Origin of the sequence: Saccharibacillus sacchari, from assembly GCF_037722395.1 — a bacterium.
GTDB lineage: Bacteria > Bacillota > Bacilli > Paenibacillales > Paenibacillaceae > Saccharibacillus > Saccharibacillus sacchari_A.
Genome location: NZ_JBBKAR010000001.1, coordinates 141624 through 166718, shown reverse-complemented (window position 1 = coordinate 166718; position 25095 = coordinate 141624). Strand labels below are relative to the sequence as shown.

At 52.4% G+C, this 25095-nt stretch carries 27 protein-coding genes; 6 read left to right on the top strand and 21 right to left on the bottom strand.

Annotated features, from left to right (window positions below; genetic code table 11):
- The first annotated feature begins 97 nt into the window (after positions 1 to 97).
- Positions 98 to 1012 (top strand): AraC family transcriptional regulator, encoded by a 915-nt coding sequence (locus WKI47_RS00845; RefSeq protein ID WP_340225290.1) that lies wholly within the window; start codon positions 98 to 100, stop codon positions 1010 to 1012.
- 13 nt (positions 1013 to 1025) lie between these two features.
- Here the strand turns inward: WKI47_RS00845 and WKI47_RS00840 are convergent, their stop codons facing one another.
- From WKI47_RS00840 to WKI47_RS00815, 6 genes are all read right to left on the bottom strand, one after another.
- Positions 1026 to 1874: a helix-turn-helix domain-containing protein gene (locus WKI47_RS00840; RefSeq protein WP_340225289.1), complete on the bottom strand. Its 849-nt coding sequence runs from the start codon at positions 1872 to 1874 to the stop codon at positions 1026 to 1028.
- 3 nt (positions 1875 to 1877) lie between these two features.
- Positions 1878 to 2672, bottom strand: coding sequence for a MerR family transcriptional regulator (locus tag WKI47_RS00835; RefSeq protein ID WP_340225288.1), 795 nt, complete (start codon positions 2670 to 2672; stop codon positions 1878 to 1880).
- A complete protein-coding gene (locus WKI47_RS00830; protein WP_340225287.1) occupies positions 2644 to 3573 on the bottom strand; it encodes a DUF2268 domain-containing protein in 930 nt (309 codons plus the stop codon). Before WKI47_RS00830 ends, WKI47_RS00835 begins: the two co-directional genes overlap by 29 nt.
- Positions 3574 to 3743: 170 nt before the next feature.
- Positions 3744 to 6104: an RNA polymerase recycling motor HelD gene (gene helD / locus WKI47_RS00825; RefSeq protein WP_340225286.1), complete on the bottom strand. Its 2361-nt coding sequence runs from the start codon at positions 6102 to 6104 to the stop codon at positions 3744 to 3746.
- A 292-nt stretch (positions 6105 to 6396) separates the two neighbouring features.
- Complete coding sequence (locus WKI47_RS00820) at positions 6397 to 6735, bottom strand: four-helix bundle copper-binding protein (RefSeq protein WP_340225285.1); 339 nt, start codon at positions 6733 to 6735, stop codon at positions 6397 to 6399.
- An 88-nt stretch (positions 6736 to 6823) separates the two neighbouring features.
- The gene (locus WKI47_RS00815) at positions 6824 to 7903 is read right to left on the bottom strand and encodes an FUSC family protein (protein ID WP_340225284.1); all 1080 of its coding nucleotides are present in this window, start codon (positions 7901 to 7903) and stop codon (positions 6824 to 6826) included.
- A 371-nt stretch (positions 7904 to 8274) separates the two neighbouring features.
- On the opposite strand from WKI47_RS00815, the gene WKI47_RS00810 reads away from it, so the two are divergent.
- Positions 8275 to 8970, top strand: coding sequence for a threonine/serine exporter family protein (locus WKI47_RS00810; RefSeq protein WP_425355416.1), 696 nt, complete (start codon positions 8275 to 8277; stop codon positions 8968 to 8970).
- A 14-nt stretch (positions 8971 to 8984) separates the two neighbouring features.
- Positions 8985 to 9413 (top strand): threonine/serine exporter family protein, encoded by a 429-nt coding sequence (locus WKI47_RS00805; RefSeq protein ID WP_340225282.1) that lies wholly within the window; start codon positions 8985 to 8987, stop codon positions 9411 to 9413.
- Positions 9414 to 9513: 100 nt separating this feature from the next.
- Here the strand turns inward: WKI47_RS00805 and WKI47_RS00800 are convergent, their stop codons facing one another.
- Together WKI47_RS00800 and WKI47_RS00795 are read right to left on the bottom strand one after the other, a co-directional pair.
- A complete protein-coding gene (locus WKI47_RS00800) occupies positions 9514 to 10398 on the bottom strand; it encodes an NAD-dependent epimerase/dehydratase family protein (protein WP_340225281.1) in 885 nt (294 codons plus the stop codon).
- Positions 10399 to 10506: 108 nt separating this feature from the next.
- On the bottom strand, positions 10507 to 11499 hold the full coding sequence (locus WKI47_RS00795; RefSeq protein WP_340225280.1) for a sugar kinase: 993 nt from the start codon (positions 11497 to 11499) through the stop codon (positions 10507 to 10509).
- 167 nt (positions 11500 to 11666) lie between these two features.
- On the opposite strand from WKI47_RS00795, the gene WKI47_RS00790 reads away from it, so the two are divergent.
- Positions 11667 to 11984, top strand: coding sequence for a hypothetical protein (locus WKI47_RS00790; protein WP_340225279.1), 318 nt, complete (start codon positions 11667 to 11669; stop codon positions 11982 to 11984).
- Between the two features lie 128 nt (positions 11985 to 12112).
- Positions 12113 to 13045: an AEC family transporter gene (locus WKI47_RS00785; protein ID WP_340225278.1), complete on the top strand. Its 933-nt coding sequence runs from the start codon at positions 12113 to 12115 to the stop codon at positions 13043 to 13045.
- Between the two features lie 7 nt (positions 13046 to 13052).
- On the opposite strand, the gene WKI47_RS00780 is transcribed toward WKI47_RS00785, so the two are convergent.
- Positions 13053 to 14072 carry a Gfo/Idh/MocA family oxidoreductase gene (locus tag WKI47_RS00780; RefSeq protein ID WP_340225277.1) on the bottom strand — a complete coding sequence of 340 codons (1020 nt, stop codon included), beginning with the start codon at positions 14070 to 14072 and terminating at the stop codon, positions 13053 to 13055.
- Positions 14073 to 14267: 195 nt separating this feature from the next.
- Here WKI47_RS00780 and WKI47_RS00775 point away from each other — a divergent pair, with 195 nt between their 5' ends.
- Positions 14268 to 15083, top strand: a complete 816-nt coding sequence (locus WKI47_RS00775) for a MurR/RpiR family transcriptional regulator (protein WP_340225276.1) — start codon at positions 14268 to 14270, stop codon at positions 15081 to 15083.
- 64 nt (positions 15084 to 15147) lie between these two features.
- On the opposite strand, the gene WKI47_RS00770 is transcribed toward WKI47_RS00775, so the two are convergent.
- The 12 genes from WKI47_RS00770 to WKI47_RS00715 all read right to left on the bottom strand — a co-directional run bounded on the left by WKI47_RS00770 (position 15148) and on the right by WKI47_RS00715 (position 25057).
- Positions 15148 to 16305 carry a sensor histidine kinase gene (locus tag WKI47_RS00770; protein WP_340225275.1) on the bottom strand — a complete coding sequence of 386 codons (1158 nt, stop codon included), beginning with the start codon at positions 16303 to 16305 and terminating at the stop codon, positions 15148 to 15150.
- Between the two features lie 192 nt (positions 16306 to 16497).
- Positions 16498 to 17556, bottom strand: coding sequence for a lactonase family protein (locus WKI47_RS00765; protein WP_340225274.1), 1059 nt, complete (start codon positions 17554 to 17556; stop codon positions 16498 to 16500).
- A gap of 230 nt (positions 17557 to 17786) precedes the next feature.
- Entirely contained in the window at positions 17787 to 18413 is a 627-nt protein-coding gene (locus WKI47_RS00760) for a DJ-1/PfpI family protein (protein WP_340225273.1), read from the bottom strand.
- Positions 18414 to 18555: 142 nt separating this feature from the next.
- Positions 18556 to 19533 carry an aminoglycoside phosphotransferase family protein gene (locus WKI47_RS00755; protein ID WP_340225272.1) on the bottom strand — a complete coding sequence of 326 codons (978 nt, stop codon included), beginning with the start codon at positions 19531 to 19533 and terminating at the stop codon, positions 18556 to 18558.
- Between the two features lie 107 nt (positions 19534 to 19640).
- Positions 19641 to 19871, bottom strand: a complete 231-nt coding sequence (locus tag WKI47_RS00750; RefSeq protein ID WP_340225271.1) for a hypothetical protein — start codon at positions 19869 to 19871, stop codon at positions 19641 to 19643.
- A 220-nt stretch (positions 19872 to 20091) separates the two neighbouring features.
- Positions 20092 to 20427: an antibiotic biosynthesis monooxygenase gene (locus tag WKI47_RS00745; protein WP_340225270.1), complete on the bottom strand. Its 336-nt coding sequence runs from the start codon at positions 20425 to 20427 to the stop codon at positions 20092 to 20094.
- A gap of 278 nt (positions 20428 to 20705) precedes the next feature.
- Entirely contained in the window at positions 20706 to 21230 is a 525-nt protein-coding gene (locus WKI47_RS00740) for a hypothetical protein (protein ID WP_340225269.1), read from the bottom strand.
- 38 nt (positions 21231 to 21268) lie between these two features.
- The gene (locus WKI47_RS00735) at positions 21269 to 22531 is read right to left on the bottom strand and encodes a VWA domain-containing protein (RefSeq protein WP_340225268.1); all 1263 of its coding nucleotides are present in this window, start codon (positions 22529 to 22531) and stop codon (positions 21269 to 21271) included.
- Positions 22532 to 22560: 29 nt separating this feature from the next.
- Positions 22561 to 22746 (bottom strand): hypothetical protein, encoded by a 186-nt coding sequence (locus WKI47_RS00730; RefSeq protein ID WP_340225266.1) that lies wholly within the window; start codon positions 22744 to 22746, stop codon positions 22561 to 22563.
- Positions 22747 to 22764: 18 nt separating this feature from the next.
- The gene (locus WKI47_RS00725) at positions 22765 to 23361 is read right to left on the bottom strand and encodes an HAD-IA family hydrolase (protein ID WP_340225265.1); all 597 of its coding nucleotides are present in this window, start codon (positions 23359 to 23361) and stop codon (positions 22765 to 22767) included.
- Positions 23351 to 24082, bottom strand: coding sequence for a DUF1361 domain-containing protein (locus WKI47_RS00720; RefSeq protein ID WP_340225264.1), 732 nt, complete (start codon positions 24080 to 24082; stop codon positions 23351 to 23353). Before WKI47_RS00720 ends, WKI47_RS00725 begins: the two co-directional genes overlap by 11 nt.
- Positions 24083 to 24091: 9 nt before the next feature.
- On the bottom strand, positions 24092 to 25057 hold the full coding sequence (locus WKI47_RS00715; RefSeq protein ID WP_340225263.1) for an aldo/keto reductase: 966 nt from the start codon (positions 25055 to 25057) through the stop codon (positions 24092 to 24094).
- Between the last annotated feature and the right edge of the window lie 38 nt (positions 25058 to 25095).

Below are 25095 nucleotides of genomic sequence, written 5' to 3'. Positions count from 1 at the left end.
ATCAATATTTTGACCTCATATTCAAAAACCGCTTATTTACCGACCACTATTTGGAAACGATTTCATATTTGACGTCCAAAAGAAGGAGAACCACTGTATGAACCGTGCTTTATTAAAAGAAGAACGTATCCACGGCAACCCGATGTATCCGGTCAGCTCTTATGTGATGGAAGACCTCGATTACACGACCATTATGGACTCGCACTGGCATGAAGAAATGGAATTCACGATGGTGACTCGCGGGACGATAAGCTTCCAGATCGGCACCGAATATCACGAAGTGCAGACCGGTCAGGCCATGTTCGTCCACGGCGGCGAGCTGCATGCGGGCAGACGCGTCGGCGACGAACCGTGCGCATTCTCGGCTGTCGTGTTCGATGGGGAGTTTTTAAGCAGCCGGGGGTACGATCATCTTCAGGAGCAGTTTATCGAACCTTTGCTGCAAAAAAAATTGCTCCCTCCTTCCCATCTCACCGGACAGGAACCGTGGGAGCGCGAGATTTTGAAGCTGATCGCCGCGATCATCGAAGACAACGAAAGTTCCGCGCCGGCTTATCAACTTACTACCAAAGCCAGACTGTATCAGATCTTCGCGCTGCTGCAAGGCCATATGCGGGAAAACGTTCCGACGGCAACCGGCGGCGATCTGGAAAAAATCGAGCGTTTGAAAAAGGTACTGGGCTATATGCACAAGCATTACTCGTCTCCGATCAAGCTGGGCGATCTTGCAGAGCTGCTGGACATGAGCGAAGGCTACTTCTGCCGCTTTTTCAAAAGCATGGTGCACAAAACGCCTGTCGATTACCTCAACCGGTACCGCACGCAGCAAGCCTGCCGACTGCTCGAAACCAGCGGACACAAAATCGTCGAGATCGCGATGGAGGTCGGATTCGACAGCTTGAGCTACTTTATCTCCGTTTTCAAGCAGCATCAAGGATGCACGCCTTCGCAGTATCGGAAAAGACTGGAAAACGAAGCGGCATCCGCGACAGGCTTGGTTCAGCATTTTTAAGCGAAAAAACCTGCTACTGCTGGGAGATATGCCGCTTCCGATACTGCAACGGTCCCGTTCCATAATACTGGACGAATTGCCGGGTAAAATAATCGGGCGAGTTGAAGCCAACGCTCAGCGCAATCTCCGTGATCGAATGCGGCGTGTAGCGCAGCAGCTTCTCCGCCTGTTTCAAGCGGTATCCGTTCAAAATAGCGATGATCGACTCTCCGACCTGCTCCTTGAACAGATGAGACAAGCGGGAAGGCGACAGATGCACCTGACGGGCCAAGTCTTCCACCGCGAAGTTTTCCGAAAACCGGTGCGCGATCGCGTCCAGCACTTCTTTGACCCGGGGATCGAGAATCCGCCGTTCGGCGCGCAGGCTGGCCAGCAGCAACACGATCTCCTCCAGCGCGTTCAGCATCAGCTCCTCGCGAAAATCAACCGCCGCGTCGAAACGATAAGCGAGGATGCGGCGGAACGCTTTTTCGACGGCCTCGCGGCTCCGCGAATCCTCTATCCGTACCTGCCCGATCGCTCCGTTGGCGGAATCCGGCGGCAGCCAATCCAACCAGGACGGCCTCGGCGTGTAATGTGCCCAAATTTTTTCCCACATCTCGCCTTCGTTCGTAAAATAATACTGCATCGTGCCCGGAGGAATGAGGGTCACGACGCCCGCCGAACATACCAAAGAATCGCCTTCTGCGGTTTTTGCCGTTCCTTTGCCGGAGAGCGTGTACATAATCAGCCAATCCTTTGTGCCTTCCGGGCGATAACAGACATACTCGTCGGATACCCGGTAATGGTCCGCGACCAGCACGCCCGGCAGATGGGTATACGCTCCGTCTGTCGGGACTGCCTGAAAATTTGCTTTTTTCACCTTTCACTCCCTCCTTAGCGGATACGATAATGACGAGCTGTACGCCTGTATAGCTTGATGCAAAAAGGAAGCAAACTGGCCCTCTTCGCCTCCAAACGTATCGAAGTAGGCTCGAAATCGGTTGTCGCTTCTATAGTTTTCCGCGATATGCACCAACAGCTGCGGCGTAATTTCCGTATAGGTTCCCAACGCTTCCGCCCATTCCGCAATCTTGTGCTGGACGTCAGGAGAGTCGGGAGAAGCCGGGATCAGGGAAAAAAGTTGGGTCAACACGCGGTTGATTCTTTGCTCGGCTTGATTCAGCTCAGCCTCATGCTCGTCTTGCGGGCGCTGCTCCGATTCCTGCTTGCGTTGCTTGTAGACCGCATACGCTGGCGTATCTCCGTAGATTAGCTCCGCTTCACGATCATACTGCTCACGCAAAGCGATACCCGGCATATCCGGCGACTGCGGTCCGAAGATCGTTCCGGCTTCCAAATATTGATCGAAGTCCTGCAAGGTACGCTCCAACCGGCGCTTTTTATCCATTAATCGTTCACGATGTTCATGCAGCGCTCGGCGGCGTTTCGGTTCGGGCAGCTTCAGCAATATCGCAATGTCTTCAAGACGTAGGCCGGTTTCTTTTAAAAAAAGAATGATCTGGAGCCGCTCCAAATTGCTACGGTCATACAAGCGATATCCGTTCTCCTTCACCTTCGCAGGCTTGAGCAGACCGATTCGGTCGTAATGATGCAGCGTTCGCGCAGTCGTGCCTGTGATGCTTACGACCTCATGTACCGTCAACAACGCTTTCGGCATGCCAATAATCCTCCGTGACCTTTAAAATTTCGGCGGCGCTTTTTAAAGTGGCTTGTTCGATCGTTACTCCGGTTTTGCGTAAATAATGCCGGATCAGATGATACCCGCAGGCATAACCCGCTCCGTAAGGAAGACCGGCCGGAGTCATTCCCTGCAAAGCGGCGATCTCGTCCCCGTATAGATACGGTGCGATATGAGCCCACCCCGTAACATTCAACTCAGGCTTTATCATCGGTTTGATTACATGATTCAACGTCTCCGCGTCCGTTTTGGATACCCAGGGTCCCAGCCATTCTTCCCCGCAGCGCGATACGGCAAAGTTCTCTGCGAGTCCTTCGCCGACGATCAGTTCGGCAAGCGTTACATGGGTATCCCACCGGATAAACTGATACCTCACATTATGATTGCATTCATGCGCGAGAGCGGCCCGGATGCGTGGCAGCGTATAAGCGTTCGGCGTCAGTACGGTCAGGATATAGCCCGGAACGCCACCGTCGCCCGAATAGCCTGCATTGATCCGAAGCATTTCGCTATCCGGATTGCCGAGCAGAACCGTAAACACAACTTTCTGCATAGGAAGCGGTATTCCCTGCTGCTCGAAGGAAGAAAAGCTGTCGATGACGACTTGTTCGCACGCTGCCCAAAAACGATCGGACGAGATCAGTTCTACAGCTTCAAGCGCCGATTCATCGATCCGATCCGCAGGCAGATACATCAGATCATTCAGCGTCAGCACGTCGAATCCGCCAGGCGAATCGGAACGAAACGGAATCTGCTGAATCTCCCATTTCCCCTTGAACGGAGCCAGCATTTGTTCCCGGTACGCTTCTCTTTTGGCCTCCTGCGGCAGTTGCATGATTCGGCTGTAAACGGCATCGGAACGCAATGTTGTAATGTTCATTTCAATCTCTCCTTTAACTTGGTCAAGCTACCGATTACGTTAAGCTATAACGTAGCGTCAAAGTCAACATCGAGCAGATCGAAAAAGGCTGCATACAAAAAAGACGGTTCAGGAATACTCCCGAACCCTCTTTTTCAATCCTGTTAATCTTTGAAGTCCGCTGTACGTTCTTAACGAACCCCATACAAATTCGAATCCACCCCAGTCACGAACGGACTCACGTCCCCCGCCGCATACAGATGCAGCACGTGCATCGCCCGCGTACACGCGGTATAGAACAGCTTGCGCTCGGATTCGCGACAATACCGTTCCGCCGAAGCGTTATGCAGCAGCACGGCGTCGAACTCGATGCCTTTGGCCAAGTACGCCGGAACGATAACCGTGCCTTTTTCGAACGCCGGCGTGTTTTTCGTAATCAAACGCGTGTTCAACCGATCTTTCAACCGCTGATGCAGCTCGTTGCATTCGGTTTGCGTTTTGCAGATGATCGCGGTGTAATCCAGCCCTTGCTTGCGTAAGTTTTCGATATCGGCAGCGATTGCCTCTTCCATCTCCGTAACGGAATCTTCGGCGAATCGCCGCAGCACCGGCTTTTCTCCGCTGCGTGTAAACGCAAGAATGTCTTCGCCTTCCGGCAGCATCGCTTTGGTGAACTCGGTAATTTCGCGCGTCGACCGGTAGCTCCGCGTCAAGCGCAGCACCATGCTTTCGTCTCGCCCGTACAGGTTCAATAGCGGATCGTAGTCGTCCAGCGCCGAATCGTGACCGTAGATCGCCTGATTCAGATCGCCGAGCGCCGTCATGCGGGCACGCGGGAATAACCGTTTAAGAAATTCAAGCTGGAATGGCGTGTAGTCCTGCACCTCGTCGACGATCACGTGACGAATCGCCGTATTGGTGATGAATCCTTGCAGCAATTCCCGAAGCAGCAGCAAAGGCGTAGCGTCTTCGAACATTAGCTCCGACTTGGCGATCCGATCCAGCGTCTGGCGGGAAAACTCGTGCCACAGCGCCGGAAGCGGACGTCCGCCGGACAACTTCATAAATAGGGCCTCATCCTTATACAGACGGCGATACATGCCCTTCACGTCAACGAAGCGCTGGCGCTTGATCCATTTGCGCACAGGCTTCAGCCAATCGTTCACGATCATGCGCGCCGCGGCTTCGCGTTGTTGATCGAAATCGTCGAACGTGTCGGCCGCTCCTTTTTGCTTGCGTCGCATCAGGTTGTATGCCCGGTGCAGGGCGCTGGAATCCAGCAGTTGAATCTGATCGTCTACCCATTCTTCGTCGCGCTGGCTTTTGCCGTATTCGCTGACTTCTTTGATCAGCCACTTGCTCATCTGCTCGATCCGGCTCGGAATTTTGACGGTGGGATCGAATTCGTAGAACCGGCGGCGCATATCTTCGGCAGATACAATCTCATGTCCTTGAAAACGGATCGGACGGAACATCATTTCGCGCTCCGACAAATACTGCCGATAAGCACGAATCACTTCAAGATAATCGAGCGAAGACTTATAGCGGATACCCGCCAATCGAGCTTCGTACTCCCCGTCTTCCGATACATCCCCGCGCAGCAAATATTCCAGTTGATCGAACGCATCCTCCAAATCGAACTCACGACCGATCCGACGCTCCAGATACGCTTGGAACGTCGTTTGCAGCATGTTTTCCTCGCCAAGCTCCGGCAGCACGGTGGAGACGTAGCTATTAAACAGCGAGTTCGGCGAAAAAAGGACCAGTTGATCGGCGCTCAGCGTGTCCCGGTAACGATACAGCAAGTAGGCTACCCGTTGAAGCGCCGCCGATGTTTTGCCGCTGCCTGCCGCACCCTGCACGACCAACAGCCGGCTTTGCTCATTGCGAATGATCGCATTTTGCTCGCGCTGGATCGTGGACACAATGCTTTTCATGCGGTCGTCCGCGCTTTGGCTCAGCACTTCTTGCAACAGTTCGTCGCCGATCGTCATTCCCGTATCGAACATCACGCGGATTTTGGCATCCCGAATCACGTACTGCCGCTTTAGATCCATCTCCCCCTCGACGCTGCCTCCCGGCGTGCGATAAGAGATCGCACCGGGCGATCCGTCATAATAAAGACTGGAGATCGGCGCGCGCCAGTCATAAATCAGGAAGTCCTGCTCATTGTCGTCCAACAGCGATGCGATGCCCAGATAGATCGGTTCCGTGACGCTCTCGTCCGCTTCGCGGAAATCGATCCGGCCGAAATAAGGCGAATGCTGCAATCGGCGCAGCTTACCCAGTTGGGAGAAAGCACGTTTATGCCCAAACTCCCGCTCCGCCAATACCTGAGATTGTTGACGCATACTGGTCGATGTCTCGCCCAAATCATCCGGTTCGGCAAAGTTCATCGTGACCTCGTCCCAGAATTCTTTACGCAAACCGACGACGTCGCCGCGCATCTCGCCCACTTGTGCTTCCAGGCCGCGAATACGGCGTCCGATCTTGGTTGTTACGTCATCGACGCGTTCTTGCTCCCGTTTCCACTCAAGATCTGTAATTTCCATGACTCCGTCCCCCTCTGCTTGATTGCTTTTTTCATTAATTATAATGAAATTTATGGATTTAATGGATTTTAAATATAGTTCTCGAACAAACAGAGTTTTATTGTACGCCTGCGTCCCGTTGAAATCAACCGGTACGAAGTACGAAGCATTTGCTTTTATGATTATTTCGTTAGACGACGCATGTTTCCTGCCTTATATCGAACACCGAAAATCCGGTCGCAGAAAAAGGGAAGGAGCCGCGTCTTCCGGCCGTTCCTTCCCTTTTTTTGCGTTCGAATCTGAACTTAGGCTGTTAGGCTGCTTGCGAAGCCATTTCCCGGCAGATTTCGGCACAGCGTTTGCACTGCTCCGCGCAGCGGCGGCAATGATCCATATCGTGCTTGGCGCATTCGTTGCCGCAATCCTGGCAAATTTGGGCACATAGTCCGCAAATTTGCGCCGCATACGCGCTATTTTGCGTTATTGCTTTTGCGGCGAATTCGCACATATCCGCACACATGCGATCCAGGCGGATACATTCTTTCATCATCGCCACGTCTTTTTCCTGCAAACAGGCGTCATAGCAATTATTGCATACTTCCATACATTTCAAGCATTCGTCGATACATCGGCGCATCTCTTCTTTCGTCATCCCGTTTTCCTCCTTTATGTCAATCCGAAGTAAAGTCTTCCTGTATCATTACCCCGGGGCTTTTTTACATAAACGAAGTTTAAAAGGTTCATGACTTGGGATTGCGCCAGTTTTTTGGATTAAGCCAATACGTCCAAGGCTTAGGCCGGTTGCGCTCGCTATCGCCGTAATGCTCAACGAGTCGGTTAAGCCGCTCTAGTTTATAACCATAAGCCTGAATCTCCGCAGCTACAATCGACAGTCGCATGGTGCTTCCCTCTTGCTGCTGCATATATTCTTTCATCGCCTGCGAAAACCGTTCGTTTTCTTCATCAAGATTTTGCCAAGGCAGGTCGTCCGGCTTAAGCTTGCCTTCGAATTTCAATAATACATGCTCGTGATATTTGATCATGTACTCCAATTGGTCGTCGAACAGCTTGTCAAGCAGCAACGTTCTCGCCGTTGGAAAATAGTGCTCTTCCACGGCTTGCACGACTTCGCTTCCTTTTCGCAGCGTATGCAGCATCTGCTTGTAGACCACAAGGTGACGGCTTTCCGTATAGGAAGGGCGTTTGCGCTTATGCTGATCTTCTTCCAGCAAGCTATACTTTTCCGTCAACGATTGGATCGAGCCTTCCAGACTCTTCTGTTCGTCGCGGAAAACACTTTCCTTGATCTCATCCGAGACCGCCGTGCGCATCAGCAGCGAAAGCTGGCTGAACGTCGATTGAATCTGGCCGATAAACTGCTCGCGCGGCTTAGGCGGAAGAACAACGATGTTAATGAAGAAAGCCGAAAAAATGCCGATAACGCTGATCATAAACCGGTTGAGCGCAAAGCCCCACTCTCCCGACGCCTCCATAACCGATATCACAGTGACCAGCGTCAGTCCGATGGTGTCGGCGCGCTTCATTTTCAGACAGATCATGATGACGACAATACAGGTCAAGCCGACCGCGATCGGTTCACTCGATAACAAGCGTCCCGCTGTAACCGCAATGACGGCTCCGAGTGTATTGGTCAACAATTGATCGAGAAAATACGTCCATGATTTGTATATGGTTGGCTGCATGGCAAAAATAGCTGCAATCGCAGCAATGACGGGCGGCGTTAGGTTGAGCAGCGTCGTCAGGTATAGAGCCAGGGTTACCGCAATCCCCGTTTTCAGCATACGCGCGCCGAAATTCACGCCGATTCCTCCTTTATTCCGTACGGGCCGATTCCCCATATTACCCGTTATCAGGGCGGTGCTACGCAATTGAGTCATAGCTTGATTTCTTAGTATAACCGCTGAAGGGCGATCGACGCAAAACTTCCGCACAAAAAAAGGGGACCGCAGCGCTCGTTAGCGCCTGCGGTCCTAAATATATATTTCTAAGGGGGTTGTAACTATAGAATAAACGCGAAAGCTTAAGACAAGCTGAAAAACAGATTTCAGTTGTGTTACAATAAGTTGCCACGTGTTGTAATGAACGAAACGACGAAGGAGAAATCAACGTTTTGGAACAAAAAACTTCCATTTACGAAACGATAGAGCTTTGCTTGCTGGCCGGAAAAATCATGCTGCAAAGCGGCGCGGAGACGTACCGTGTCGAGGATACGATGGTGCGGATTGCCACGGCTTTCGGATTGACCGAAAGCCACAGCTATGTAACGCCGACCGTAATCATGTTCTCGACCAGCGGCGAACAGCCAGCCAAGCTGATTCGAATCGAAGAACGTACGACAGATCTGAATAAAATCGCAGAGGTCAATGCCATTTCCCGCCAGATCGCATCCGGAGAATTGTCGGCCCGCGATGCCAAGGCCTTGTTGCTCAAAGCGGAATCAGCTTCGTTCGATTATAAGCTTCCTGTTCAGATTTTGGCTGCGGCGTTGACCAGCGCTTGCTTTCTGATTATGTTCGGAGGCAGCTGGCCGGACTTTCCCGCTGCTTTTATCGCAGGCGGAGCCGGCCTGGCCGCATCTGTCTGGCTGCACCGCATCGTGCAGGTCAAATTTTTTGCCGAGTTTTCGGCAGCTTTGCTGGTAGGGCTATTGGCGCTGCTGTTCATCTGGGCCGGGTTCGGACATGAATTCGACCGGATCGCGGTGGGTTCGGTCATGCCGCTCGTACCCGGTCTGCTGATTACGAATGCGATTCGCGACCTGATGGCGGGCCATCTCGTGTCCGGCATTTCCAAAGGGGCCGATGCCTGTTTGACCGCTTTCGCAATTGGCGCAGGCATTGCTGTTGCTTTGATCTTTTTCCATTAGGAGGGTAAACGTTAATGTGGGCTCATTTTCTAACCAGTTTTTTTGCTGCCGCCTCATTCGTGATCCTTTTCAATGCGCCGAAAAAGTCTCTTTTTCATTGCGGTCTTGTCGGGATGCTCGGTTGGGTGCTGTATGTGTTTATACGCGGGGAGATCGGAGAAGCGCCTGCCACGCTCGCCGCTTCGCTGCTCGTCGGCATTTTATGCCAGTTGTTTGCGAAAATGTACCGGACACCGGTGATCATCTTCAGCGTTGCGGGCATTATCCCGCTGGTTCCTGGCGGCATGGCGTATAACGCGATGCGCCGCTTTGTAGAAAACCGGTATGACGAAGCGCTTCAGATCGGCGCGCAGACGCTCATGATCGCAGGTGCGATCGCGGCAGGGCTTGTGCTGTCCGAAGTGTTGAATCAGATGCTGCGAAGACGGCCGAAAAGCATTTGATGCACGATACCCGCAACGAATAAGCAAAAAGCCAGAGCTGTCCTCGGGGGACACAACTCTGGCTCTTTTTTACTTTTAAACGAAAACGGTCTGGACGAACTCAGGCTTCCCCTCGCGCCAGCGTCCCTATCAATCCCGGCAACCAGTCGTCCAGATTGCGGAAAACAAATCCGGCCTGCTCCGCTTTCGACGTATCCATCGCCCAATCATCCGGAATGCCGAACGGCGAAGCTTCGCTGTCCGGGCCTTCCGGCAGCACGATGACCGATCCGCCGGTTTCCTTGTCGATCGCCCCCAACAGCTCACGCAGCTTCGGCTTGCCTGCCGATGCTGCGTTGAAAGGTCCGGTTACGCCGCTCTCACCCAGCCATTTCAGGAAATCGGCCGCTTCTTCTTCATGAATAAAGCAGATCCGAGCCTCGATATTCGGCATCACGAACGAGACGCCGTTTTTGATCCGGTCCACATGGAAATGCAGCCGCTTTGTGTAATCGTTCGGTCCCAGTACGATCGGGAACCGTGCCGCGGACGCCGGGAAAGAGGCTTCACGGAAAAATACCGCTTCCGCTTGGGCTTTGCCTTCGCCGTAAGGCACTTGGCCAACCGGGCTTGGCGGCACTTCCAGCGCAGCGGTGTCAACCAGACCTTCCTGCATCTCAGACGAGCCCGTTCCGTACACGGACAAACTGGAAGTCAGTATGTAATGACCCACTTTGCCTGCAAAAACGCGAATCGCAGCCCGTGCTTCATCGGCCGTGTAACAGATATTGTCGTATACGACGTCAAAACGTAGACCTTCCGTTACGGCGGCCAAAGCGGCCTCGTCCGTCCGATCCACCTTCATCCGCTTTACCCGATCTCCGAAAGGATCTTCCGTATTGCCCCGAGTCGCGATCGTTACCGTATGTCCGGCTTCAAGCAGCTTGTCTACCAGAACCTTGCCGAAAAAACGCGTGCCTCCCAGCACCAACACATTCTGCGTCACGATGTAACCCCTCCCCTTCGCCTGCCAAAAGTCATATTGCCGCGCAATCCATCTCTGCTACGACGGCTACGTTACTCAGCATAACGCAATCTTCACGCGAATAAAACTCTAACGCGTCACATTTTTCTCCCCGTCAAGGATTCCCCGCATTTCCGCAAGCGTCGGCAATCCTTCCCAGTCCCCTTTGAATTGAGTCGCCATCGAACCCAGCAGGTTTGCGCGGCGCAGCGCTTCGTGCAACGCTTCTTCGCCCAGACCGTCCGCGATTTCGTCCCGATGATCGAGCAGTACGGACAGCAGCCCCGAAGCAAAAGCGTCGCCTGCCCCAACGGTATCGATCAGACGATCTACCGCGAAAGGCTCTGCCCGCACTACCGCTTTTTGCGTAAAGCCGATCGAACCTTCCGCCCCCAGCTTCATCGCGACAAGCTTCGGCCCCATATTCAGAAAAGCTTCGCCATAGGCTTCGATCTCAAGCTTGCCGAGCAAAAATTCCGCTTCCTCGTCGCCCGGCATAAAAATATCGCATAACGGAATCAGCGACAGCAGTGTCTTTCTCGCGGTCTCTTCACTCCACAGCTTGCGCCGCAAATTCGGATCGAACGATACGGTCAATCCTTTTTCCCGTGCCAACTCCATCAGCTTCCGCGTCGCTGCCGCCGTCTGTTCGCCGAGCGCGGGCGTAATGCCGGTCACGTGCAGATGTCCCGCGCCTGCCAGCCAAGCTTCGTCGATCATCTCCGGCGACAGCCGACTTGCGGCCGAGCCTTTGCGGTAGTAATAAACGGCAGGATCGCCGTAACGTTTGAAGTCTTTGAAATAAACGGCGGTCGGCGCCTCGGCATCGCGGACGGCATGCGACACGTCCACGCCCTGCCCGGACAAAGTGGTCAGCACCAGATCGCCGAACGGATCGCTGCCGAGCCGGCCGACCCAACGCGTTTTTTTGCCCAGTCTCGCCAGACCGATCGCGACATTGGACTCTGCGCCTGCCAGCGACTTGGTGAATAGAGGTTCATATTGCAAAGCCCCCTGATTATACGATTGAAACAAAATCATGCTTTCCCCGAGCGTGACCACGTCTACCCGATTATCCTGCATTATGGTTTGTCTCCTCCCGATACCTGCCTTTTTTGAATACGCTATCATCAAGCTTCTTCCAGTTTACGCGCTAACTCTCCTGCGAACAAGCCTCATTGGTCACGCTGTGGCTCTCTTTGCCGGGCGGCTGTTATAATAGAAGCAGCTTTGAAGAAAAGAGGGTTACTATGGCATTCGGTATCAACAGAGAAGAACTTTCCCGCTGGAAAGCATCCGTCGAGCGCGGCGAGATCGCCTATCTGACACATTTCTGGCTCGATCCCCGTTTTCCCGGCATTAATTCGGTGACCAAAGTCGGCTGCTCCGATCTGGATCGCCTTGCCCGTTGGTGCCTGGATAATGGGCTCAGCCCTGCGTATATCCATCGCCGTGACCGCTATCCGCATTTTGATCTTATCGGTTCCAAGCAGGCGGAGATTTTGCGGCGCGAAGGTCTGCTCGATCAGCTTCACCGGTTCGTGGAACGAAAAAACCATCACCAATAAGCTTAATAGGCAGGAGGTATTGGACGCCGTCCCCTCCCTTCGATACAGTAAAAGACATCAATCGGCTTATTACTCTGTATCAACTCAAATTGTGCCGATACGTCAAGCAGGATAGGTGGGTGTCCAATATGTCGTCTTCTTTTGTGTCTATTCTGGTTCAAGTCTTCGTTCCGCTCGCCTTTCCTGTCATTGCGGGCGTTCTCCTCAAACGGATCAAAGGCCTCGATACGAAGCCTTTGTCCGTATTGGCTCTGTATCTGCTCAGTCCGTCGATCATCTTCACCACGCTGCTCGATGCGCAAGTATCGGCGGAAGATATCGGGATCACCGTATCGTTCAGCTTCATCAATCTGCTGACGATGTGGGGCGTTTCCGTTCTACTGGGCAGATTGCTTCGGCTTGGCGATTCGGAAAAGTCCGGCCTTACGCTGGTCGCTTCGTTCACCAACTGCGTGAACTACGGTCTTCCGCTTGTGCTGCTGGCTTTCGGGCAAGCAGGACTGGATAAAGCCGCAGTCTATATCGTGCTTCAGATTATCATCGTGAACACCATTGGCGTTTTTTTCGCGGCAAGATCCCATTTTTCCGTCAAAAAAGCAGGCTTAGCCGTGTTAAAGCTGCCTGCTTTATATGTGGCGGCGCTCGCCGGGCTGCTGCGTTTGAGCGGGACGACGCTGCCGGCTTCGTTCGACACGGGGGTCGATCTGCTGGCAGGGGCTTATTCTCCGGTCGTATTGGTCATTCTGGGTGCACAGATGGCCGGCAGCGCAGGCGGCGAGTGGGAACCCCGGTTGCGGCGTGCGTTTCAAGCGGGGCTTGCCCTTCGCCTGGCTATCGCTCCGTTGCTCAGTTGGCTGACCTTGACGCTGCTGGGGGCGGATCGACTGCTGCTTGGCGTACTGCTGGTGCTGGCTTCGATGCCGACAGCGGTGAACGCGGTTATTCTGGCCGAACAATTCAATGCGTCGCCGAAGTTTGTTTCGCGCTGCATTTTATGGACGACCATTGCTTCATTCGTCGTGCTACCCGTGCTTATTTTGTTAGCAGGCACAAATCTATGAAGACCGTTCAGTCACACTGCGCGATACCGGTCTCCAGCATCTCCATGGCCGCCAGCGTTTCTTCGTCCTTGATCGCTTTTTCCGCTCCCTGCTTGATTGCCGCATATAGATCGTCGTAGATCCGGGCATAGTCTCCTTTTTCCGACACGACCTTCTCTTCGCGATACGCGCCATCTTCGTCGATATAGGTCAACGTGCCGTAATGCCCGGGCGTATCCAGACCGAAGTCGGCGTGTCCCTTTGGCAGATAAAACAGCTTCAGATGCTCTTCCTGACGATCTTTGCTCGGCTTGACGAATACGCCTTTTTGCCCATACACGACAAAGCTCGGACGTTCTTTGAGACGGAAAAAGCTCGATTTAACCGATACTTTCAGCGCGCCGTAAAAAAGATCCAGATCAAAGTAATCATTCATTCGCCCGCTGCCCAACAGTTGGCGCACATCGTAATGCACTCGCTCCGGCTGACCGAATTGGGAAAGAATCTGGTCGAGCGTATGGATCGCGTGTCCGTACAGATAGCTGTTATACTTGGAAAATTGGTGCGCGGCCAGCGGAATTTCCGGACGGTAATAGTCATAATGCGCTTCTACCTCGATCAGTTCGCCCAGCTTACCGGATTCGATAACCTTTTGCGTCGTCAGGAAATCCGAGTCGTAGCGGCGGTTTTGGTAACACTGGGCGATCAGGCCGCGTTCCTTCGCATACTCGAAAATAGCTTTGGCTTCGGCGACGGTTTTCATGAACGGCTTTTCCACCAACACATGCTTGCCATGGTCAAGTGCCGCTTTGGCAAATTCGTAATGGGAATCCAGATGCGTACATACGACGATCAATTCAATCTCCGCGTCGTTCAACAGTTGCGCCAGATCGTCCGTATATTGCACGCCGGGCACCGTATCCCAATCCGATTTATCCAAATTACGGGCATAGATCGTTTTGACGTCGATCGTATCCCGATTGAGCGAAAAGGGCAGATGGTAGCGGTTTGTACTTTTTCCGTTGCCGACATAACCGATCGTGAGCATAACAATTCCTCCTTAACCCCTCTTCTTTAGCGTTGACAAGGGATTAGCGTATTTGCATTCATTATAAAACAAAGCAACAGAACTGTAGCCGATTGCAGGAAAAACGGGATAAAGGAACATCCAGGCAAGCTGATTCCTTGCTTTTTTGCACCAAATGTTCATTGCCCTATACGAAATATAAAGAGGTTGAGCCTATTGAAAATACTGCTGCAATTATCGGACATGAAAAATTTCACGCCTAACGAAGCAAGCATTGCCCGTTATGTTCTGCATCAGCGGGAGCGTATGTTGAACTTGAACATCCGTGAGCTGGCCCAGGAAACGTATACCTCCCACTCTACAGTCAATCGACTGACACGCAAGCTTGGGCTGAGCGGCTTTCGTGCTTTTATGTTGGGGCTGGCGGCAGAATTCCAACAGGAAAACGGAACGGGCGGACCTATCGATCCCAATTACCCTTTCGGCTTGGACGAATCGCCTGCACAGATTGCCCGGGAAATGTCGGAGCTGGTCAAAGGAACCGTAGATCGCTCCGCAGCGCTGCTCGATAACGCCGTATTGGCACAGACCGCCGAGATGCTGGAGCAGGCTGAGCGAATCTTCATCTATGCGCTCGGCGATTCCCAGATCAGGGCCAAAAGCTTTCAGAACAAGCTGATGAAGATCAATAAATATGCGATCATTGCGACGGAACTGTCGGAATGGGCGTACCACACGCTTAATTTGAGTCAGAATGATTGCGTGATCTTCTTGACCTACCACGGAAAATCATCGATCTATCCCAAAATCGCCCGCCATCTGATCGATCATCGCATACCGTTTCTGACGATCACCTCGTCTGTCTCAAGTCCGTTGGCACAGCTCAGTCCGATCCTGATCCGCGTTCCCGGCGATGAAGCAAAGCATGAAAAGATCGGGCCTTTTGCTTCACAAATCGCTTTCGAATATGTATTGAATGTGCTCTACTCTTGCATCTATAATCTGACACACGCAAAAACGTCCTTCATTTAAAAATCGGACTGCCGATCTTTAAATGAAGGACGTACTATGCCTAACAGACCGATACAGCCGCGGTTCAAGCCGGCAGATGATTCGGACTCTCCGGCGAAAAAGGAATATCCGCGCGAAATGTGCTGCCTTCCCCTTTTCGACTGTCGACAGCGATGGTACCGCCCATCAGATGCACAAGTTCCTCGCAGATTTTCAAGCCTAATCCGCTGCCGCCGTATAAGCGGGCATGCGAGGCTTCGGCCTGACTGAATGCTTTGAACAATTTGTACATATGTTCTTCCGGAATGCCGATCCCCGTATCGCGCACGGAAAATCGAATAGAAGTCCCTCCCCCGCTTCGTTCCCCATGAGATTCTTCCGCAATCAGCGTGATGCTGCCGGTCGGCGTGAATTTGAGCGCGTTACCGATCAGATTATCCAGGACTTGACGCAGTCGATGCGGATCGCCGTACAGGCGTTGGCTGTGCAGCCCTTGCGTGTCCAGAATCAAGTTCAGGTCTTTTTCCTCGGCGCGCAGACGGTGCGTTTTGACGATCGAATCCAATAGATGTTTCGGATTGAATTCGATACGTTCCAGCTTGATACGGCCATCGGCAGCTCCCGCAAGATCCAGGGCATCGTTGGCGATATTCAGCAGCGAATCACCGCTTCCTTTGGCAATCTCCAAATATTCGCGTACTTCCGCAGGCAGGTCTTCGTCCATCAATACGATATCGATCAGACCCAGCATGCCGTTCATATTGTTGCGCAATTCATGGTTGAGCTTGCCCATGAATTCCATCAGCGCCCGGCTTTGTGCATGTGCCGAACGTGCCGCGTGGGTCGCTTCTTCTTCCAGCAGCTTGCGGTCGGTTACGTCGTATTGCAAGCCGACGAACAGCACGCAACGTCCTTCCTTATCGAAGATCGGATCGATATTCAGCTCGTTCCAAAACGTGCTTCCGTCACGCCGATAATTTAAGATTTCCGTTCGGACCGGCATACACTTGGATAACGCTTCGCGAATCTCTCGGGCCGTCTCGCTACGCGTATCGGCTCCTTGCAAAAAACGGCAGTTGCGCCCGATGACTTCTTCGCGCGAATACCCCGTAAGCTGCAAAAAATACTCGTTGACGAAAATCAGCGGCTGCTTCGGGTCCGTCGCATCCGTTATCGTGACGGAAGAACGAAGCTCCCCGATGATATGCGGCCAATCCGGTTTCGAAGCTGGCAAATCATTCATGTTTCGGTCCCCCCTTTGCTCACTTCCTCAGTAAAGATCTTATTCGACCCCATCCCAACCAGCGTACCATACAGAGCTTTTTGGTGGCTAGTCTATTCATGCGGTTCCTTCTTTTTCCCGCGCACGAATATCCAGAAAAAAACGGTTTTTCCGCGTGACGGAAAAACCGTTGACTTATAAAACATGAATTTTTTAAATATAGTATGGACGTACGCAAACCGGCTTCGAGACCGAAACGGAGTTTCCGGTCGAAGTCAGGCGTCCTGTTGCTTTATCCACCTTGAACACCACGATGTTATTCGCATCGCGGTTGGCCACCAACGCATGGTCGCCGCTTGGCGTCAATGCGAAGTGGCGGGGGTGACCGCCTTCCGTCGATACATGCTCAACCAAAGTCAGCTTCTCGGAAGCTTCGTCGAATGCGTAGACTACGATGCTATCATGACCGCGGTTGCCGCCATATACAAAGCGTCCGTCCGCAGAAACCGCGATTTCGGAGCAGCCATTCTCGCCTGTATAGTCGGATGGCAACGTCGGCACAACTTCGATTTCGCTTAGCGAACCCGTTTCCGCATCATAGCGATACGAAGCAATAGTCGAATTCAATTCGTTGATCACGAAAGCAAACTTGCCGCTTGTGTGGAAAGCCAGATGGCGTGGGCCCGCACCCTTGGCGGCATGCGTATCGCCTTGAGGAATCAGCTTGCCTGCTTCACGATCCAGCGAGTACGTGCGAATCAAGTCCAGACCGAGATCCTGCACCAACAGGAATTTCTGATCGGGGCTAAAAAATACGGAGTGCACGCGAGGCGCTGCTCCATCCACGGGCTGATGAGTTTGAACATCGAGCAGTTCGCCAACATGACCGTCAGCTTTCAGCGAAACCAATCCAGCCATTCCGCCGTGGTAACTCGATACGATCAGGAAGCGGTTTTCCGAATCGCGCTGCACATGGCAAGTCGTGTTTGGCGTTGTGATTGTACGATTGAAGCGAGTCAACGTGCCATCTTCTCCGAATTGGATCATCATGACTTCGCCAGCTTTCCCGCTTTCCGTTTCGGTCTCGCCGATCGCATAGATGTGTCGGTTTTCGACATCCACATTCAAAAACGTCGGATTTTTCAGATCAGACGTCTGATCCAGCAGGCTGAGCTTTCCTTCTTTTTCGTCAAACTCGTACGTGTATACGCCGCTCGTATTTGCCTCGGCATAAGAACCGACAAAAACGAGCATTTTTTGAACTTGTGTCATGTCTATTCCTCCTGATTCTCATTGCCGTGATCCGCAGAAAAGAAACGCCGCAAGCCGCGCTTCCACGAATACGGCCTTGTCTCCCGGCGCCTGCCGATAGCTCGGCTAACCGAGCGATATGGGTTAATTATAACGTAATCTGACACAAATCCCAAGCAAAAGAGGCCGGATAGGCTGATTATGCCTATGATCCGGCCTGTTACGGCTCAAATTCGCTGTACCGCAACTATTTATCGCCGAGCTTTTCCGGCACCGGACGGTCTAAATGGATCGCTCGTTTCTTGGATAGACGCAGCATCCGCCGTGGCCGATTTCTCGGCCGGCATAAAGAATTTGAAAAAACGTAACGTCTGTTCATAATCCGTTTCATCTTTATAAATGCCGTTCAGACGTCCCAATTCCAAAGCAAAGTCCACATAGCCATGAGATTGAGCGGTCACCAGATCTCCATCCGTCACGACGGGTTGATCGATTCGTTCTGTCGCCGAATTTTCTATGGATTCGGATGACGCGAAACGTCGGCCGCTGGCTAGACCGGCGTCCAAGAGCAGCAATGTACCGGAAGAAATAGCGCCTACTTTACCTCCGCAGCTTTGGACAGCCTTCAGTAGATTTTCCAGTTCGCTTCGGCGAGTAATTTTCGACAGGTCGCCTCCCGGAATGACAAAAAGATCGACCGAGAAGGCTTCTACTCGTTCGATCGTCGTATGCGGCAAAATTCGAAACCCTTCATGTGCGACAATCGGCTCCGTGGACAGTCCGACCGTAACGATCTCTCCCGCCCTTTTCATCAAGTGCGCGGCTAATATGACCTCGAATTGCGAGAAACCCTCATACACCAGGATATACGTTTTCACAGGCTCCACCCCTTGTCCGTGAGATGTCGAGCATTGATCCATGAGACGATACTCCATTCCAATAAAAACCAAAATAAGAAGTTTCATTCTCAACATACCCGAAAGAACCTGCCCCGAACCGTTACTAACCAAATTGTCACATTCAAAGTGCAGCGAACCAGGAAGGACGAACGTTGGCAAAATCCTCGTGGTCTTCTGCCAGTCGATCCACTCTTTCGATTACAGTATTCAATTCGCTGCTTTTATTTCCTACGGTCTTCGCCACTAAAGAAACCGCACCTGATGCGGCGTAAAGTGCGTACAATTCCCAAAATTCGGAATCCGGCTCTTGCCCGCCATGATAGCCCAGAATTTGTCCCGTGCAAAACAGTGTGCTTACTCCGCGACTGTACAAGCCAAGCCTGGAAAATTCATATAGTGGATCTCCCCAGTCAAAACCGCCAAAGCCGACGACGCCTGCCAGCCTGCCTTGATGCACGATTAAATTTGCAGGTTCGAAGCTCCCATGCAAGAAGACCGAAGGACGCGCTTCGGTTAAGCTTGCGCTGGAGCGAACCTTGACTGTAACCGCTTCAATTCCGCGCGAGGTGATCCCTTTTGACTTCAGTACATCCAATTCCCGTTCCGTACGGCGCACGTAACGATCCGTCCATGACTCCATGCCTTCCGGCGCCGGATAGCAGCTGATTCGGCTTAATTCCTCGCCAGCTTGCATCCCCACGCGCAATTGCTGCGGCTTGGGCGAAATAGGCAATATATGCTGCGCATCTGTTCCGTCAATATAAGAGACCAGCAAGAAATACGTCCCTTCCGTTTCCCAGCGTCCCATCGCAATCGGCCTGGAACAATGTACGGTCATGGCCTGCATCCGATGTAACGCTTCAAATTCCGAACGCTTAAAAGCAAGCGCGGACTCCTCAAATAAACGCAGTAAATAGGCACCGTCATACCCATAGAAATGCACCTTATATTTTCGATCTGCGGACACGCCGGCCTGGATCGGATAAGCTTCAATAATTTCTCCCAGCGGAGCGATATCGCGACCCAGCAGCTCCGGCACGTGTCCGCTCACGCCATCCTGACTGCTAATGATCTTATTGGCTTTGTTTAAGTCGTTCAAATTCTCCCCGCTCCCCTCTGTTTGCTACTCAGCGATACACCGTCCATGCGAACAGCGCATACTCTTTGCATTCCGACTTTAACTTTAAAATCCCCATCTTCACAAGATCATGAATAAGCGGCACTCTCCTTCTCTGCAATAACAAAACTTTTTAGCCCATCTCCCCCTTGGAGCATTCGATTTAGAAAAGTTTCGGATGACTGTTCGGTATGCGGATACATAAACACATCAGACAACGTATCGGTGACGGCAGGATCGTTTACCCAGGAGCGAATCGATTTCAAATCATCCCGATGGTATTCGCGAAGCATGATGCGTTCTCCGATCAAACGCGGCATGGTACTTCTCCTTTCGTTCGGCACGGCCTCACCGTGCAAGCGTTATAGATTGTGCTTGATTATACGCCGAAAAGGAACGTTTTTGAAGGCAATTAGAGGAAAAGGACTCGACATTTGTACATAAAATGAGGGAAAGACATCATTTCAGGCAAAAAAAGTCGTCTTCCGGTGTGGAAGACGACTTTTATCGTTTTTAATCAAGCTTGATTCTCAGCTTTAATCAAACCTGATTCTCAGCGCTTCGCGGAAGCTTTACGGCTTTTAATTCGTAGGCAGCGTGGGAACGGGAAAGGATATGGTCGGGCGGTGTTTCGCCGCGGCTGTTGCGATGGCCTTGAACGTGGGCGTCGCTTTTCTCCCAATTTTTCCACGCTTCTTTGGATTCCCAGCGAATTTGCACAATGACTTCCTCTTCGCCTCTTCTTACCTCTTTGACCAAGACTTGAATGTCGACAAAGCCGGGTTGTTGTTCAACCACGCCTGGCCGGGAAAAATTCTCGACGACCAGATGCGATGTGCCTTCTTTGACCGTAACGGTTCTCATCACGACAAACATGAATGATGCCTCCTTCGGATTCAGTTACATATATTCAAATCCTAGTTGATAAACATTCTCATTGTCAAGTCAAGCAAAGTATGAATATGATCGTCAAATACACGTATGGCTTGAAAGCCACTGGGATGTATTTCGACTTTTAACGCGTTTCTTCGCAGTAAAAGCAATCGAAATACCTGTTAACAAAATAAAACGAGAGACAAGCCGTTATCGGCTCGTCTCTCGTTGTGTCCCATCATATACACTTTACACAGCAGCGTCAACCCTTATTCGCAATTTTATGCTTTTCCGGTTACGCCGACTTTCCGATACAATTCGTCAAGATGCGACAAAGCCCATTCGTCTTCCGGGGCGTCTTCCAGACGGAAATTAAGTTCGTCATGAAAATCCTGGATCATAAATTCTTCCGGCGCGCTGCCCAATACTTCGTCGAAATCATACACAGGCAGATCGATCCGGCCTTGCACCGCTCCGTGCAACCAAGCCATCCAATCTTCCAAACGCAGCACGCCGCGTGCCCAAAGATCGAATTGCAGGCTCAATACGTCCTGCATCCGGTCGTAGTCGGCCGCTTCGGCGTAACGGCGGGATAACGCTACGGCCAGATCGAACAATTGGCCGTAGGCTTCCGCTTCCGCCGCGGAAGGCTGGCGTTCCAGTCCCCGCATATAGTCTTCTACCGCAACCGTCTCTCCGCTGTCGTATAGAAGCGGCGTATTCGACAGCAACCACAAAGCCTGCTGCACATCGTCCTCCGTCACTTCGCCGCGCTGCGCGGCTTCCACCCACTCTTTGATATTCATCTCGCGTCCTCCATCTGCCCCGATTCAAAAGATCGGAGTTACTCTCTTAATATGTTTTTGGCTTTGACTTCCCGCAGCCAATCCGGAAATTCTTCGAACAGCCGGTCGTAAAGCTCTTCGTCGCCGACCGTATCGATATCGTCCAGCGCAAAAAATCCCGCATTGTCCACTATTCGTCCCGGTAGATCGTCCAGTTTGCGCAGCACCCCGTAATTGGCTTCGCCCAGTCCGACAAACTGCCAGAAGATCGGATGCAGCGAACTTTCGATCAACAACCGGGAGATTTTTTTCGTTTCGGCTACGCCTCCATCGCTGAAAAAGACGACGTACACCGGCATCGAAGGATCGGCATCCTCTACGGTGAACTTTTGAATAACGTCTTGCATCACGGCAGGCTCGTTATTGCGTCCACCCGCTCCTTTAAAAGGATAAACCCGATCGACGTATCCTTCATAATCGCTCACGTGAGCCGGCGTCGCACGCACGAATTCCAACGCGAACATCCATACATCCAGCGTGCCGTCATCGTCCATATTGGCTGCAATCGCCAGAATACGTTCGAAAGCCCGCTGCACGGTGCCGTTTTTGTACAGCTTATTCATCGAACCCGAAGCATCGAATACAACCGCTACCTTAGCCTTTTGACGAGCAATCTGCTTTTTCTCCAGCGAAATAGCAACCTTTTTCTTGAGCAAATCGATACGTCCAAGCGGCTGGTCCGTCGACTCTTGCACCCCCGATGACGCAGCTGGCGCTACAGGCGATGAAGGATTGGGGTCCGCCTCGACATCGACACCGAACGAACTCGCCAACGGACCCAGTCCTCCGTCAAATCCCCTTCCGACCGCGCGAAGCTTCACTGATTCTTTATACAGATAAATTTCCGCCAGCACAAGAGCCGCTTCCTTATCCGTTCCCGTAAAAGGACAAGCGATCGTGCGTCCCGCGTATTCCACCGTCACAGAAAATCCTTGCACGTCTCCAAAAGTTCCCGAGCCGTCCAGCACGGCAGCGAACACGAACTTTTCAATCTTTCCTGCTTGAAGACCTTCCAGATCTACGTCAAAAGCCGAAGCCCGCTCGCTGACGACCGTCCATTGCACATCTCCCAAAGGACTTCGAGGTTGATTGTAAAAAATGAAATGATCGTCCGAAGCCACTTTTCCGTCCGGTCCCAACATAAAGCAGCTTGCATCGACCGGTGACGGCGATGCCGCCCATTTCAACGTAATACGGGCTTGGCCCGATGTCCCCAGCGTTGTATTCGCACCTTGAATCAATGTTTCCGATTGCTGTCCCATTCCATCCGCCCCGTTCTTCGAAGTTGTGATCAACGCAGCAACAAGTACGCCCCTCCGCCCAATACAAGCAAAGACAACACGATTTGAATCACTCGAATCGGCACTCGAACGCCCAGCATCTTCACGGTTACCGTCGATTTGCCCCGGCTGATCGTTCCGTACAAAAACCGTAATCCGATTGCAATCATTGCGACTCCCAAGATGAAATCCCACATGTTCGAATCTCCTCCCGCTTATACTCGAGCATTCAGCCGGTCATCAATCTCCCGAACCCAATGCCCGTCCGGGTCGGCGAGAATCGTATCCCAGCCCAGACGCTGCGCGGCTTCCAGATTGGATAGCTTGTCGTCAACGAAACAGATATCCGAACCTTTCAATTTCGTGGCCGCCCATTCGAACAATCGGGGATCGGGCTTCTCGTAACCGACCTCGCTGGACACAACGATGCTGCTGATACTATCCTCAATCTCTGTAAAAAGGGGATAAATCCATTCCGCCACATGGTTGCTGAGAATATGAATATCCGCGTTCTCGCTCCAGCCTTTTACCCATCCAAGCGCCGGAAGCGGAATCAGCACCTTTTTCAACAACGCCCTGGCTTCCGAAGTCTTCACGGTAGGACAAGTCTCGCCCAGCCACAGCCAAAAATCTTCTTCCGCCAAAGAACCGCGCCATAGCGCAGCACCAACCTCAGCCTTGTAACGCGTACGCAGATCGGCCCTTTTTACCCCGGATGCCTGAGCCATACCGCTCCAGAACTCATCCAGATTCTCCGCCAAAACGCCGCCTACGTCGAATACAAGCTGCGGCTTCGCGCGTTCAAGCTTCATGCTCTTTTTCCCCTGGATTCATTTTCGTAAACAGATACAGAACCGCGTACATGCCCGCTTGCAAAGCCAGGATACCGCCTCCGAATAAGATCAGATGCCGCACCCACTCCGGATCGCCGAACAAGTCCCGCATATCTTTGACCAGCATGAGCGGATTGCCGATCACATCCCAACTGTTCCAGCGTACGAATCGACCCATATACACGCCGAAGCTCGATAATAACAGAACGACGCCCGCAAAAAGGATGCCGTTTACCCAGCCGAACGCGCGCTCCACCAGACGATGTACCGAATAAAGCGCCGCGCAGGCGAGCAGCAACCCGAGCATGGAAGCGAGCAGCATAGGAAGCAAATGACGCCAAAAACCGATATCTCCCCAGTACCGATCTTGCGGATCAAACGAGTAGATACGGAATACATGCAGCAGATCGGTCAATAAATACGTCGCGTTCGGAAGGAAAAACAGCCAGGCCAACCCGCCCAAGCCCAGCAGTATATGTCGCACAACCCCTTTTCGAAGCAACGACAGCAAATCCAATCCGGCAGCCGCTGCTACAGGAATCCAGGCCAGGAAAAAGTTCCATAGCATGAACCGGTACGGCCTTCCTCCTGCCCCGTTTTGAATATCGAGCAGCACGGCCAGGTCAATCATCGTGAGCAGTAACAGCACAAGCCACATATAAAGTTTCCATGGATATTGCAGTGATTTAAGTCGATTCACACCGTCCTCCTATCCTCGCGCCGTCATGTACAGTCGATACCAATCTTCCCGGCTCATTCGATCCGCTTCGCGCTCCGCATCCCGGCACGCTTTGATCCGTTCCGGGTTCATCGTGCCGATGACGGGCTGAATACATGCCGGATGCTTCATCAGCCATGCCAGCACGATCGCTTCGCGAGTGGTTCCGCGCTCTTCGGCCATCCGTGCAACCAGCTCGGCCGTTTGTTGCACAGACTCAGGCTCGCCGCTTACGTCGCGCCCTGTAAACTTCCCTTGAGCCAGCGGTCCCCAAGCCTGAAGCTGAACTTTTTCCGAGCGGCTGTATTCCATCAATCCGTCCGAGAAATGAACCTTCGTTCCCTGAGTTTGGTTGACTCGCACCGTCTCCTCCACGAAATCCAGCCGACCGAGTCCCATCTCCAATTGATTGACGATCAACCGATCGGTCAACTCGCTTTCGATAAACCGGATCTGGGCGACGCTCATATTGGATACGCCGAAATAACGCACTTTGCCGGAAGCTTTCAGTTTGGCGAATGCCTCCGCAATCTGTTCCGGCTCCATCAAAGGATCGGGGCGGTGCAGCAGCAAAATGTCGAGATAATCCGTACCCAGACGTTTGAGCGATCCGTCGACCGATTCCAGAATATGATCCCGCGAAAAATCGAACAAAGACGGCAGGCCGTCGCCTTCCAGACCGATGCCGCATTTGGATTGCAGTACAATCCCGTCACGCAGACCCGGCCTTGCTTTTAAAATGCGACCGAAAGCCTCCTCGGATTTGCCGCGCGTGTAGATATCCGCATGATCGAACATATTAATGCCGATCGACAAAGCTGCCTCCACGGCTTTTTCCGACAGTCTAACGCGTTCTTCCGTCAGCGGAGAATGATCCCACTCCCCGCCGAACGGCATACAACCCAGTACCAGTCGACTGGCGGGAATTCCTTTTGCGTTCAATGGCATACTCTTCATAATCGTTTCCTCCCAAATCGAGTAAGTTAGATGGAGTA